Source organism: Petrotoga sp. HWHPT.55.6.3 (assembly GCF_002895495.1).
In the GTDB taxonomy this organism is placed as follows: domain Bacteria; phylum Thermotogota; class Thermotogae; order Petrotogales; family Petrotogaceae; genus Petrotoga; species Petrotoga mobilis.
In genome coordinates, this window is sequence record NZ_AZRJ01000032.1 from 25,871 (window position 1) to 39,310 (window position 13,440).

Sequence of the window (13,440 nt, forward strand, 5' to 3'; positions counted from 1 at the left end):
GAAGGTGAAATTATGGAAGAAACGAAAATAAAGGAAAAAGCACAATTTAAAGTAAGCAAGGGATTTCCAGTCTTAGGTACGTCTATAGATAGAGGAGGAGTTAATTTTGGTGTTTTCACGAGAAACGGAACATCAGTTACTTTAGAGATATATGAAAATTACTATGATGAAGAACCAACTTTTAAATATGTTCTCGATAAAAAAGAAAATAGAACAGGCAATATTTGGCACGTTTTTGTTGAACAAGCAAGAGCAGGTATGTCCTATGGTTGGCGTATTGACGGACCTTACAATCCAGAGGAAGGGTTTAGATTCAACAAAAACAAATTACTCTTAGATCCGTATGCTAAAGTAATTGGAGGAAGTTTAGATTTTTCGGAAGAATCCATTTTCGGTTATGACAAAAATGATCCTAAAAAAGACCTAAGTTTTTCTACTTTGGATTCTGCAAAGTCTCAAGTGAAATCTTTTATTTGGGATAGCCGCGGCTATAACTGGAAAAATGATGAAAATCCACGTCATCCACTAAACGATATGATTATTTATGAACTTCATGTCAGACTTTACACAATAAATCCAAATTCTAATGTAGAACATCGAGGAACTTATAAGGGAATCGCTGAAAAAATAAATTATTTAAAAGGTTTAGGAGTAAACGCCGTTGAACTGATGCCCATCTTTGCTTTTCCTTTGAACGATAATCCCAAAGTGAATACTATAACTGGTGAAAAATTAAAAAATGTATGGGGTTATAATCCGGTAAACTTTTTTTCTGTAACGAGTAATTACAGATATGGTGTAAAAATTGGGGAGGAAATAATCCAGTTCCAGGATTTAGTTTTTGAATTACACAAAAATGGAATAGAAGTGATATTAGATGTTGTCTTTAATCACACAGCAGAAGGAAACGAATTGGGACCAACTCTCAATTTTAGAGGATTAGAAAACTCTGTTTATTATCTATTAAAAAAAGATAACCCAAGATATTATGAAAATTTTTCAGGAACTGGAAACACTATTAATTCTAGTCATTATGTTGTAAAACAAATGATTTTGGATAGTTTGAGGTATTGGGTTTCCGAGATGCATGTAGATGGTTTTAGATTCGATCTAGCTTCTATTTTAGGAAGAGATTCAAAAGGAAATTGGATTGGCGATCTGTCTCTATTAAAAGACATTGCTGATGACCCTATTTTGGCTGGAACCAAACTCATAGCAGAAGGTTGGGATGCCGCTGGAGGATACTACGTTGGTGATTTTCCCACTGGATGGGCAGAATGGAATGGAAAGTTCAGAGACACAGTGAGAAGATTTGTTAAAGGCGATAATGGTGTAGTTTCAGATTTAGCAACAAGAATAGCTGGAAGCCCAGATCTTTTTGAAAAAAGAGGCAGAAAGCCTTACAATAGCGTTAATTTTATTACTTCTCACGATGGATTTACTATGTGGGATTTAGTTTCTTACAACAACAAGCACAATGATGCTAACGGGGAAAATAACCGTGATGGAACTGACGCCAATTATAGTTTCAATTACGGGGTTGAAGGAGAGACTAACGACGAAAATATAATAAAACTCAGAAAACAACAAATTAAAAATTTCATAACTATATTAATGGTATCACAAGGGTTACCTATGATTTTAATGGGTGACGAATTCTGTAGAACTCAATTTGGTAACAACAACGCTTACTGTCAGGATAACCACATTTCATGGGTGGACTGGAGTAGAAAAGCGAAATTCAATGACATTTTTAATTTTACAAAAAATATGATCCATTTTAGAAAAGTTCATTGTGCACTTAGAAGAGACAGATTTTTTACGGGAAGAGATCTAAGTGGTGATGGCATAGCAGACATAACTTGGCATGGAGTCAAACCATTCAAACCTGATTTTGGATATTATTCTCACAGTCTAGCGTTCATGATAAGTGGCGATGACTATATTCAAGGATGTAAAGAAAAAGACAGTGATATATACGTAGCCTTAAATGCTTTCATAAAGGATTTACAATTTGAAATTCCAAAATTACCGAACGGGAAAAAATGGTATAGGGTAGTAGATACCTCTCAAGAATCACCCCAAGATTTCCTCTTAGAACCTGCTATAATTCAAGATAATCACTATACAGTAAATTCAAGAAGCTCAATAGTTTTAATTTCAAAATAATAAAAAGGAGGAGTTTTACAATGCTTTCTGATATCGAAATTGCAAGATCTGCAAAGCTAAAAAAAATTGATTTAATCGCAAACGAGCTGGATATTCCAGAGGAGTACTACAATCTTTACGGAAAGAACATTGCCAAAGTTTCCCACAAATATTTGAATGAACTTAACTTCAAAAATGACGGTAATTTAGTAATGGTAACTGCTATTACTCCAACGCCTGCTGGTGAAGGAAAAACTACAACAAGTATTTCACTATCCATGGCTTTAAACAAAATCCACAAAAGGTCAATAGTAACTCTAAGAGAACCTTCTTTGGGTCCAGTAATGGGTATAAAAGGGGGAGCAGCAGGTGGAGGCTACTCTCAAGTACTTCCTATGGAAGACATAAACTTACATTTCACAGGAGACATTCATGCCGTTACCTCAGCCCATAACCTAATATCAGCAATTTTAGATGATTACATAAAGTACAATAAATATGATATAGATTCAACCCAAGTCTCTTGGCCTCGAACTATGGACATGAACGATAGGGCTTTGAGAGAAATAATAGTTGCGTTGGGTGGAAAGAAAAACGGTTATCCCAGACAAGACGGTTTTATAATCACCGCTGCTTCAGAAATAATGGCAATACTATGTTTGATAGAAAATTTGGAAGACTTAAAGAAAAAATTATCTAATATAGTAGTTGCTAAAAATAAAAAGGGAGAACCAGTAACTGTAAAAGATTTAGAAATCACTGGGGCTCTTTCTGTACTCTTAAAAGACGCAATTAATCCTAATTTAGTTCAAACAATTGAAAATACACCTGCCTTTGTTCATGGTGGGCCTTTTGCAAATATCGCTCATGGAACCAATTCTATTTTAGCAACAAAACTTGCCTTGAAGCTTTCTGATTACGTTGTAACCGAAACAGGTTTTGGTTCTGATTTGGGAGGAGAAAAATTCTATGATTTTGTTTCTCCAACTTTTGGCTTAAAACCATCAGCTACGGTTTTGGTAGCTACAATACGGGCTTTAAAATACCATGGGGGACAAAACTTAAAGGATTTGAATACGCCAAACCTTGAAAGTTTAGAAAAAGGATTGCCTAACTTACAGGTTCACGTTGAAAACCTAAAAAAGTACAATATTCCTGTGGTTGTTTCTTTAAATAAATTTTACTCAGATACGGATGAAGAAATCAATATGGTAAAAGATTATTGTGATAAATTAGGTGTAGAAGTAAGTGTCAACGAAGGATTTGAGAAAGGTTCAGAAGGTGCTATAGACTTAGCTGAAAAAGTGGTAAAAGTTAGTGAACAACAATCCGAATTGAAAAGTATTTACGATTTTAAAGATCCTTTAGAAGTGAAAATAGAAAAGTTAGCAAAAAATATCTATCGTGCTTCCAAGGTTGAATATTCTTCGGAGGCCTTATCAACAATTAAATTTTTGAAAAAATACGGATACGAAAATCTCCCTGTAATTGTAGCAAAAACCCAGTATTCTATATCCGACGATCCTAAAAAACTTGGATTTCCAAAGGACTATACTTTCACAATACGAGATTTTGAACTTTCGGCGGGCGCAGGGTTCATTGTTGCATTGGCTGGAGATATATTGAGAATGCCTGGCCTTTCAAAGGTTCCCAATGCAGTGAATATGGACATAGACAATGAAGGAAACATATCCGGATTGTCATGAGCACGGTGAATAAATTGAATTTGGGGGGTATCACATTATGTTAATTGAAGTAGACAATATTATTGATGAAATAAAGGCAGAAATATCATCACTTAAAGAAAAAGTTCCTTATGAACCCAAATTAGTAAGTTTAGTTGTTGAACCCGATGAATCTACCAAATCTTATCTTAACTCTCAAAAAAGAAATGCAAAAAAATTTGGAATCAACTTAGAAATTGTTGAAAGTAATGATTTGACTAACGATTTAAGAAAATATAATGAAGACGATGATACTGATGCAATCTTTATTGCAAGACCTTTAAAGAAAGGATACACTGAATTAGATATAGCAAAATATATCAATCCAGAAAAAGATGTTGAAGGGGTAAGTTTACATAACATCGGTTCTATGTTTTACGAAAAAGAATTGTTTGTACCTTGTACAGCAGAAGCGGTGGTGAAAATAATAGAAGATACAACTGACGTTAGAGGTAAAAATATCGTTATCCTTGGAAGAAGTACAACGGTAGGGAAACCCGCTGCAATAATGCTTCAAAGACACGGAAGGGATGCCACTGTCACGGTCACACATACAAAAACTAAGAACTTAAAAGAGATAACCAAAGAAGCAGACATCTTGGTTGCAGCAATAGGTAAGGCTAATTTCGTTGATAGTACTTTTGTAAAAGAAGGAATGATCGTGATCGATGTGGGAATAAATGTAGTGGATGGAAAAATAGTGGGTGATGTAAATAAAGATGTCTCAGAAATATGCCAGTTAACACCTGTACCCGGTGGTGTTGGAAGCGTCACAACAGCTATTCTAATGAGAAATGTTTTTAGAGCGGCTAACAATAAAAAGGGAGATATGCAACTTTGAAGAATAATTTCAACGAAATTGTGGACAGAAAATCTACAGAGTCAGTAAAATGGAACGGTGTCAAAAGTCTTTATGGTAGAGATGATGTTATCCCCATGTGGGTAGCTGATATGGATTTTAAATCTCCACCTGAAGTAATTGAAGCATTAAAACAACGAGCAGAACATGGAATTTTTGGATATCCAATGTTAGACGAAGATTACTTTGTTCCTTTTATAAATTGGATCAAGGCAAGACATGGCATCGAGATAAAAAAAGAGTGGATAGTGACTACTGACGGTGTGGTTGACGCCTTAAAAATAGCCATACTTGCCTACTCCAAACCAGGAGACAACGTTGTAATTCAAACACCTGTTTACTATCCTTTTTATAACATCATCAAATCCAATGGCCGAATGATAATAAAAAATTCTCTAAAATTTGAAAACAGAAATTATAGCATGGATTTTGATGATTTAGAAAAGAAATTATCACTCAAAAGAACGAAATTATTCATCTTATGTAATCCGCACAACCCAGTGGGAAGAGTTTGGAAACGGGAAGAATTAGAAAAGTTAGTTCAATTATGTATTAAACATAACGTTCTTTTGTTATCCGACGAAATACATTCAGATCTAGTATTTTCTCCCAACAAACATATTCCAATATTTTCGATCTCACAAGATATAAAAGAGGGTTCTTTAACTTTTTATGCCCCAAGTAAAACATTCAATTTAGCTGGCTTAAAAGCCTCGTTTGCTGTTATCCCAAATGAACAATTAAGAACTGAATACAAAAATGTTATTGAGAGTCTTTCAAGTGATAATTTAAATATCTTTGGAATGGTTGCAGCTAAAGTTGCTTATGAAAGAGGTGAAGATTGGCTTGATGATTTACTAAATTACTTGAGAGCCAATATCGATTACGTGTACGATTTCTTCAATGAAAAACTACCTAAAGTAAAATTGCAAAAACCAGAAGGAACATATTTAATGTGGTTAGATTTTAGGGCATATGGAGATGAGCAAAAAGTCAAAGATATACTCGTAAACAAAGCAAAAGTTGGTTTAGAAGAAGGTAGCATCTTTGGAGAAGAAGGTAAAGGCTTTTTTAGAATGAATATTGGATGTCCCATATCTATGTTAAAAGATGCATGCAACAATATTTACGATGCTTTTAAAAATTTATAAAAATAGAAAAAGTAAAAGGGAGAATTTAATGTATAACTCTGCAAAGCAACTATTAGAACTTTGTGAAAAGCAAAAAAAGCCAATCTATCAAGTAGTTATAGAAGAAGAATCCAAATCATCTGGTTCAGCTCCTGAAATAATTCTTTCACAAATGAAAGAAATTTTATCTGTCATGGAGCACTCCTCTCAAAGTACCTTGAATAAAAAGGTACCTAGTTTATCAGGAATGATGGGAGGAGATGCTCAACGGGTTAACAATTATCAAAAGGATGGTAAAACCCTTTTAGGGGTTATTCCTAATAAAGCGATGGCTATGGCCCTTTCAACCGCAGAAGTCAATGCCTCTATGGGAAAAATAGTAGCAGCTCCCACTGCGGGCTCTTCTGGCATATTACCAGCAGTCTTGATGACTCTTGAGGAAAGTTTAAATTTGAATGAAGAGGATTTGATCCATGCCCTACTTGTAGCAGCGGGGATTGGACGAGTTATCGGTCAAAATGCAACCTTTTCTGGTGCTGAAGGGGGATGCCAAGTAGAGTGTGGTTCAGCGGCAGCTATGGCTGCGGGAGCTGCAGTGTTTGCTTCAGAAGGAAACAATGAACAAATCTTTCATGCAGCCTCTATTGCACTCATTAATATAATGGGGCTGGTTTGTGATCCCATTGCTGGTTTAGTAGAATTCCCATGTATTCTGAGAAATGCTTCAGGAGCTATAAATGCCTTGTCTGCCGCAGATTTAGCTCTTGCAGGGGTAAAATCTTTAATACCTTTTGATGAAGTGGTAAAAGCAATGTACAAAGTAGGAAAAGCTCTTCCAGAAAGCTTAAGAGAAACAGGGCTTGGTGGTATAGCAGGTACTCCAACAGGTTGTGCTATAAAAAACTCTCTGCTTAAGAATGGTTAAACTTTGTTACTTTCATTGCAATAATATCAGAGAGATAAAGAAAGGGATATCATATGAAAAACTTCGGTATTTTCGACGTAATCGGTCCCGTTATGATTGGTCCTTCTAGTTCTCATACTGCTGGTGCTGCTAGAATTGCTTTAGTAGCTCGAAGGATTGCCGGGGTAGGCTATCATCATGTGGATTTTTTTCTTCATGGTTCTTTCGCAGCTACTTACAAAGGCCATGGAACCGATAAGGCTCTTGTTGGAGGAATATTAGGGTTTGAGCCTAGTGATCTACGCATTAAGAATTCTTTTTTACATGCCAAAGAGGTAGGAATTACTTATAATTTTATTCCTGTTAACTTGGAAGACGTCCATCCTAATACTGTAAAAATTGAGTTTCATTACCCCGATGGAAGTTATTTTTATGTAATCGGTTCTTCTATCGGTGGGGGAAATATTGAAATCACTAATATTAATGGTACCTCTGTTATTTTTACAGCAGAAAATCCTACTTTACTTTTTAGATACAAAGAGCAAAAAGGAATGATTGCTTATATTTCCAATGCTTTGTACTCCAAAGGGCATAATATTGATTTAATGAGAACCATCAAAGAAGACGATGAGGTTCTTCTTATAGTAGAATTAAATGAAAGTTTAGATTCTGAACTCTATGAATCTATCCAAAACGGAAAGACTTTTTTATTTAGCAAATATATTTATGTACCCATTTCAAAAATAGGTAAAAGCAATGATTAAATAAAAGTTAAATGTCTTACTATTGAAAGTTTTAGAAAATAGTCAAATGCTTGCTTTTACAGTTTCCAAAAATAGTAAAAAACCCAAAACTAAGGAGGAAATTAAATTTGAGAGATTACAAAAAAATCTACTACGAGTGGTTAAATAATCCATATATTGATGAAAGAGCAAAAGAAGAATTAAAAAGTATTGAAAACAATCCTGAAGAGATAAAAGAAAGATTCTACAAAGATCTCGAGTTTGGAACAGCTGGATTGAGAGGAAAACTGGGTATAGGTTCGAATATGATGAATATATACACTGTGGGCAGAGCATCTCAAGCCCTTGCTGATTATATAACAGACTTTGGTGAAGAAAGGATGAAGATGGGTGTTGTGATAGCCTACGACGTACGCCACTTTTCAAAGGAGTTTGCAAAAGAATCTGCATTAATCCTTGCGGCTAATGGTATAAAAACTTACTTATTTGACGATATTAGGCCTACGCCCGTTTTATCCTTTGCTGTCAGATATCTGAAAACTACTGCTGGAATAGTCGTTACCGCTAGTCACAATCCGAAAGATTACAACGGTTACAAGGTTTATTGGGATCAAGGGTCTCAAATATTAGATGATGTTGCCAATGGAATAATAGAAAAGATCGAAAAAATAGGATACGATTTTAGTAAAATAAAAAAAATAAGCGAAGAAGAAGCGCTTAACAAGAATTTACTTCAATACATTTCAAAAGAAGTCGATGAAGAATACATTCAAAGAGTGGAAGGTTTGGCGTTAAGGGACGAAGATTTAGATAAAAATATAAAAATAGTTTACACACCTTTGAATGGAACATCAAATAATTTTGTCAGAAGGGTACTTAAAGATAGAGGTTTTAAAAATGTATTCATAGTTAAAGAACAAGAACTACCCGATCCAGATTTCAAAAGCGTTGCCAACCCAAATCCAGAATACGAAGTAGCTTTTGAAGAGGCAAAAAAATTAGGTTATGAAAAAAATGCCCAATTACTTTTAGCAAATGATCCCGATGGAGATAGAACCGCTTTAGAAATTTTAGATGGCAACAATTACAAAATGTTAAACGGTAACCAAGTTGGAGCCCTTTTGGTTAATTACATACTAGAAAGCAAGAGTAAAAAAGGTAGTTTGGAAGAAAACTCTGTTATCATAAAATCGATAGTTACGGGAGATCTCACAAAAAGGATTGCAAAAAAATATGGTGTATCCGTTCTTGAAACACTTACTGGATTTAAAAATATTTGTGGAAAAGAAAACGAATTAGAAAAAGAAGGTAAGAGTAAGTTTCTCTTTGGTTTTGAAGAAAGTATTGGTTATATATACGGCACCTTTGTGAGAGATAAGGATGGAACTATTGCTTCTATGCTTATATCAGAGATGGTTGGATACTACTCTAAAAAAAATAAGAATTTAATTGAGGTATTAGAAGATATTTATCAGGAGTATGGTTACGAGTTGGAAAACAATTATTCTCTTGTGCTGGAAGGAGTTGAAGGCCAAGAAAGAATTAAAAGGATAATGGAGAAATTCAGAAACAACTTTCCCAAAGAAATGGGGGATCTCAAACTTGAACAATACGCGGATTATTTAAAAAGAAAAATATACAATTTAACAACAGGTGAAATTAACGATATAACCGATATACCTTCTTCTGATGTTTTAAGATTCTGGTTTAGCGATGGTTCATGGTATGCAATTAGGCCTTCCGGAACAGAACCAAAACTTAAAATATACATATATTCAAACGATAAAGAAAAAGAAAAATCAAAAGCAAAACTCGATCTGATTAAAAATACCGTTGATAGCATCATAGAACATGTTGTTTAGCGTTTCACACCTTATTGGGGGAAAAAACTATGATGGATATAGATAATACATCAGACTCTATAAAAGATAAAGACAAAATCGAAGGATATATCCAAGAATTTTTATCATATCTGAAATTCGTCAAGCGAAGGGCAGACTCAACCATATATGAATACAAAAAAATATTGAACAGTTATAAAAAATTTGTTCAAATTTATGGTCTTACCCGAGGATGCTTTCTAAAATATCTTGAAGAGATCTCAAATCTATCACAAAGAACCATAAAACTTAGGATAGTTGTTTTAAAATCCTTTTTGAACTATCTATACGAAAATGGAGAAATATCTGGTAAAAAATATTGGAAGGATGCAAATGCAAAGATCCCTAGTGACGTTCCCAAAGGCTTGACAGAAAGTCAAATCAAAGTTTTTTTCTCGGTTATTGAAGACAAATTTGACAAAACTTTTTATTCATTGTTATTAAAAACAGGTTTAAGAATTTCAGAGGCTTTGTGGTTAGAAAAAGAGCAAATTATTTTTTACAACGATCATGCTGAGCTTGTTATAAATGGGAAAGGAAACAGAGTAAGATATCTAAAGATTTCAAAACAATACGCAGAACAGTTAATAACCTTTGCAGAAAAAAACACCCCAAAGGGGGCTCAAGGTAAGAAGTATATCTTTTCAAATGACAACGATGTCCCCATAACTTCTAGAACTATGGAGAGAAGATTCAAAGATTACGTTATTAAAGCCAACAATAAAATTGATCAATTAAGAACAAAGGGCTATAACAATATAAATTATATTAACGCAACTCCTCATGCTTTAAGACACACATGCGCAAAAAGGCTTTTGAACTCGGGAAAAAATTTGGAGGAAGTTCGATATATACTTGGACATACAACCATCTCAACTACTGGGATATACGTAAGATCTGATAGCCATAGTTCAGTGCTGGATCAAATATAACAATTTCAAAGTTACCTCTCAAAAAGTTCCCCAACTTAACGGGGAACTTTTTAATAAAGAAAAAAATATTTTTATTGTTTATTATATGTTTAACTTTACATTGTATAATAATATTTACAGTGATATAATATATTTACTATTAAAAAGATTATTCTTATTAAATATAAATATATCTAATATATAATTTATGTATGACGTATAATAAAATATATAATGTATATATGATCTTTGAAAATTAAAATATAACAAAACGGATCAACAATAAATTAATAATATGAATTTTTCCATTGACAAATAAAAAAGTAAGTAATTTAGTAAAAAATAGAAAAGAAATTAATGTCGGAAAACCTAAGTTTTCCGACATAGTGAATTAAACAATCTAAAGTTACTAATTTTAACCTCTAAAAACCTTTATCTATGCTAATTACACATTACCTCTTTGTAAGAAGGCCTGAGAGCCTTTGAAATTTTAAATAAATATGAAAACTAATATATTAAATTTAATTCTCAAAATTAAGCGTTTTACGAAGACCCTTTTCTTTAGGACGTGTTAGATAAAAAATTTTACCTTCATTTAAGATGAAAATTTAATTTTTCCTCTTTATCCAGGAATCCATTTTATATACATTGTATATTTATATCATTTTGTATATATTCACAAAGCTACACTAACTAACATACTGGTTCTTTCCACTGATTGTTGAACCCTACCCATTATCCTCAAGAAAAAGATCTTTCTGTCTCAACATCTCAAATTTGTTTCTTCCATACATTATCCTTTTGATAACTTTTACTTCATTCACAGAACCTTCTGCTAGTCAATTGTTGTATTCATATATGATAGCATTTCTAACCGCTTGCATATCTCTTTCCAACCTTTTCGTTCTTTTGAATTTTGGCTCCACAAAGTCAAGAGGTTCAGCAAACGTCTTTTTCTTACACTCTTTGTTTTCACAGAACATCTTTCTTCTTATTACAACTATCGTTGTTTTTTTTACCTTGTATCGGTAAATCTTGAAAGCTTCTTTCATACCTTGAATGTACTTTTTTGGATGGCTTCCCACAATACGGACAGGTTACTTCTTTTTTAGTTGATTTCACCCAAATCGTTATTCTATCTCCTGATACCTCATGTTTAACGTATTCTAAGTTCTCATCCAACAACTTAACTATTTCTTCCATTCCCCTCATCCTCTTTTAAGTGATTTTCATCAATTATATTACCAGAGGCTAATCAAGTCAATCGTTGATGGAAAGAACCACTTTTCGTTTAGTAAGTGCAAATAAAAGCTTGTTTAGATTAGAAAACAATATCAAATATATTTTTTATGGTAATTTTTTTATAGGAAATTATTTCTTCTGCGTAATCAGTATTTATTAATGATCCACAATATTTATCTTTAGCAAGAACTTTTTGAAAAATTCGAGTGTTGGAATATGTCTTAACGCGAGAATTATCTTGAATAAGTTGACTTCTATATTTAGACAAAATATTCAATTTCTCTTCAATTACTGAAGATATATCTATAAACATTGATCCCTTTCCATTATACAAGTTTTGAGAATAAAAAAAGAGATATTTACACGTATGCTGTTCGCCCAGCTCAGGATATATGTTTAATCCAGCCTTATATGTCGCATTTTTTACTAACAAATAAGACTCAAAATGGTCAGGATGTTCATCAGTATAATGAGAAGTTAAAATAACGCCCGGAGTATACTCTCGTATAATCCGAATAATTCTCTTTTGTTGATCAATAACGGTATGTTGAATATTAGCATCTTCAAAAAATAGACATTTTGTACTAATATTTTTATACCTATTTTCCACAAATTTAGATTCTTTAAGTCTTTCAATTTTATCGCCGTTACTTGAATGCTCCCCAGCACTCAAATTGATGATTTTAATTTTATATTCATTAGCATGAAGTAAAATAAAACCACCGATGGAAATTTCTGCATCGTCTGGATGGGGAGAAAAGATAAGAATGTTTATCAAAAATATGTCACCTCCTTTCCTCTGCTTGAATAAATTTTTATTTTCTCTTTTTGCTCTTTTTCATTTTTTCTCGCTCTTCTATTTCTTTATTTCTTTTCTTATTGATGTTGAAGTCTATCTTACTTTTCATAAAATTCTCTTCTCGTTTTAACTTAATGAAATTTTTATATCTATCCTCACTTATTATTCCGTCTTTTACCCCTTTTAATACAGCACATCCTTTTTCAACTGTGTGGGTGCAATTCCTAAATTTGCAATGTAAACTCAATTCTTCGATGTCTGAAAAAGCGCTGTTTGAATTGTAACTACTCCATAAAGAAACCGAACTTAAGCCAGGGGTATCTATTATACATCCTAATCCTTCTCCGAGATAAATAAGTTTTCTGAAGGTTGTAGTATGTTTGCCTCTTTGAGTTTTTTTACTAATTTCTCTTGTTTTGAATATCTCTTTACCAGCAATGTGATTGATTAAGGTTGATTTACCAACACCGGATGAACCTATAATTACGGAAGTAGTTCCTTCAAGTAAGTAAGGAAGAAGTAATTTTATGCTAGAATCTTCGTAGATACTTGTTGCTATCACTTCAAGATTAGGATAAAGTTCCTTTATTTTTTTAATATTCTTTTCAACATTTTCTGCAAGGTCTTTCTTCGTAAGCACAAGAAGGCTCTTAGAATTTGGGCAAGAGAAAGCATATAGATATTTTTCCAATAATCGTAAGCTAAAATTCTCATCAGTTGACATACAAAAAATTATATAATCCACGTTACAGGCAATAATTTGTTCTGAAAATTGTTTACCCCTCATTTTCCTGGAGATCCTATTTTTTCTTCGAAAAAGGTGATCAATTAAAACTTCTTTTTCATTACCTGTATATTGAATAGAAACCCAATCTCCCACATATGGGAATTCTTTTGCATCTTCAATTTCATAGCTGTATCTCCCTTTAAGTTTCCCAATCAATTCACCCTTTGGTGTCATAACAAGATAATTTTCTTTACTGACAAAGGTGATTCTACCAATATTATCATTAATTGGACTATCTCTAAAAAAATTAAAATAACCATATTTCTTCATTATTTCTTCAACCATTAAAAATCCTCCTTATTACAAATTCATT

The 13,440-nt window shown here is 33.0% G+C and carries 12 protein-coding genes; 8 read left to right on the forward strand and 4 right to left on the reverse strand.

Features of this window, described 5'->3' with window-relative positions:
• Window positions 1-12 precede the first annotated feature (12 nt).
• The 8 genes from glgX to X926_RS08480 all read left to right on the forward strand — a co-directional run bounded on the left by glgX (window position 13) and on the right by X926_RS08480 (window position 10,320).
• Window positions 13-2,169 carry a glycogen debranching protein GlgX gene (gene glgX, locus X926_RS08445; RefSeq protein WP_103065767.1) on the forward strand — a complete coding sequence of 719 codons (2,157 nt, stop codon included), beginning with the start codon at window positions 13-15 and terminating at the stop codon, window positions 2,167-2,169.
• Window positions 2,170-2,189: 20 nt separating this feature from the next.
• Window positions 2,190-3,854, forward strand: coding sequence for a formate--tetrahydrofolate ligase (locus X926_RS08450; RefSeq protein ID WP_012209543.1), 1,665 nt, complete (start codon window positions 2,190-2,192; stop codon window positions 3,852-3,854).
• A gap of 37 nt (window positions 3,855-3,891) precedes the next feature.
• Window positions 3,892-4,713 (forward strand): bifunctional 5,10-methylenetetrahydrofolate dehydrogenase/5,10-methenyltetrahydrofolate cyclohydrolase, encoded by an 822-nt coding sequence (locus tag X926_RS08455; RefSeq protein WP_012209544.1) that lies wholly within the window; start codon window positions 3,892-3,894, stop codon window positions 4,711-4,713.
• Window positions 4,710-5,882, forward strand: coding sequence for a MalY/PatB family protein (locus X926_RS08460; protein WP_012209545.1), 1,173 nt, complete (start codon window positions 4,710-4,712; stop codon window positions 5,880-5,882). The genes X926_RS08455 and X926_RS08460 overlap by 4 nt, the downstream gene beginning before the upstream one ends.
• A gap of 28 nt (window positions 5,883-5,910) precedes the next feature.
• Window positions 5,911-6,786 (forward strand): L-serine ammonia-lyase, iron-sulfur-dependent, subunit alpha, encoded by an 876-nt coding sequence (sdaAA, locus tag X926_RS08465; RefSeq protein WP_012209546.1) that lies wholly within the window; start codon window positions 5,911-5,913, stop codon window positions 6,784-6,786.
• A gap of 53 nt (window positions 6,787-6,839) precedes the next feature.
• Complete coding sequence (gene sdaAB, locus X926_RS08470; protein WP_012209547.1) at window positions 6,840-7,529, forward strand: L-serine ammonia-lyase, iron-sulfur-dependent subunit beta; 690 nt, start codon at window positions 6,840-6,842, stop codon at window positions 7,527-7,529.
• A 107-nt stretch (window positions 7,530-7,636) separates the two neighbouring features.
• Window positions 7,637-9,370, forward strand: coding sequence for a phospho-sugar mutase (locus X926_RS08475; protein ID WP_103065768.1), 1,734 nt, complete (start codon window positions 7,637-7,639; stop codon window positions 9,368-9,370).
• Between the two features lie 29 nt (window positions 9,371-9,399).
• Window positions 9,400-10,320, forward strand: coding sequence for a tyrosine-type recombinase/integrase (locus tag X926_RS08480; RefSeq protein ID WP_103065769.1), 921 nt, complete (start codon window positions 9,400-9,402; stop codon window positions 10,318-10,320).
• 818 nt (window positions 10,321-11,138) lie between these two features.
• Here X926_RS08480 and X926_RS10200 read toward each other — a convergent pair.
• The 4 genes from X926_RS10200 to rsgA form a co-directional block, all read right to left on the reverse strand.
• The gene (locus X926_RS10200; RefSeq protein ID WP_158245236.1) at window positions 11,139-11,282 is read right to left on the reverse strand and encodes a hypothetical protein; all 144 of its coding nucleotides are present in this window, start codon (window positions 11,280-11,282) and stop codon (window positions 11,139-11,141) included.
• Window positions 11,272-11,502, reverse strand: a complete 231-nt coding sequence (locus X926_RS08485) for a transposase family protein (RefSeq protein WP_158245237.1) — start codon at window positions 11,500-11,502, stop codon at window positions 11,272-11,274. The genes X926_RS10200 and X926_RS08485 overlap by 11 nt, the downstream gene beginning before the upstream one ends.
• A 118-nt stretch (window positions 11,503-11,620) precedes the next feature.
• On the reverse strand, window positions 11,621-12,319 hold the full coding sequence (locus tag X926_RS08490) for a PIG-L deacetylase family protein (RefSeq protein ID WP_158245238.1): 699 nt from the start codon (window positions 12,317-12,319) through the stop codon (window positions 11,621-11,623).
• 37 nt (window positions 12,320-12,356) lie between these two features.
• On the reverse strand, window positions 12,357-13,412 hold the full coding sequence (gene rsgA / locus X926_RS08495; RefSeq protein ID WP_103065772.1) for a ribosome small subunit-dependent GTPase A: 1,056 nt from the start codon (window positions 13,410-13,412) through the stop codon (window positions 12,357-12,359).
• Between the last annotated feature and the right edge of the window lie 28 nt (window positions 13,413-13,440).

Bases quoted from the DNA above. Each gene is read 5' to 3' on its own strand.
- X926_RS08485 (WP_158245237.1), bottom strand. From the start codon at position 11,502: ATGGAAGAAATAGTTAAGTTGTTGGATGAGAACTTAGAATACGTTAAA.
- X926_RS10200 (WP_158245236.1), bottom strand. From the start codon at position 11,282: ATGTTCTGTGAAAACAAAGAGTGTAAGAAAAAGACGTTTGCTGAACCT.
- sdaAB (WP_012209547.1), top strand. From the start codon at position 6,840: ATGAAAAACTTCGGTATTTTCGACGTAATCGGTCCCGTTATGATTGGT.
- sdaAA (WP_012209546.1), top strand. From the start codon at position 5,911: ATGTATAACTCTGCAAAGCAACTATTAGAACTTTGTGAAAAGCAAAAA.
- glgX (WP_103065767.1), top strand. From the start codon at position 13: ATGGAAGAAACGAAAATAAAGGAAAAAGCACAATTTAAAGTAAGCAAG.
- X926_RS08455 (WP_012209544.1), top strand. From the start codon at position 3,892: ATGTTAATTGAAGTAGACAATATTATTGATGAAATAAAGGCAGAAATA.
- X926_RS08480 (WP_103065769.1), top strand. From the start codon at position 9,400: ATGATGGATATAGATAATACATCAGACTCTATAAAAGATAAAGACAAA.
- X926_RS08450 (WP_012209543.1), top strand. From the start codon at position 2,190: ATGCTTTCTGATATCGAAATTGCAAGATCTGCAAAGCTAAAAAAAATT.
- rsgA (WP_103065772.1), bottom strand. From the start codon at position 13,412: ATGGTTGAAGAAATAATGAAGAAATATGGTTATTTTAATTTTTTTAGA.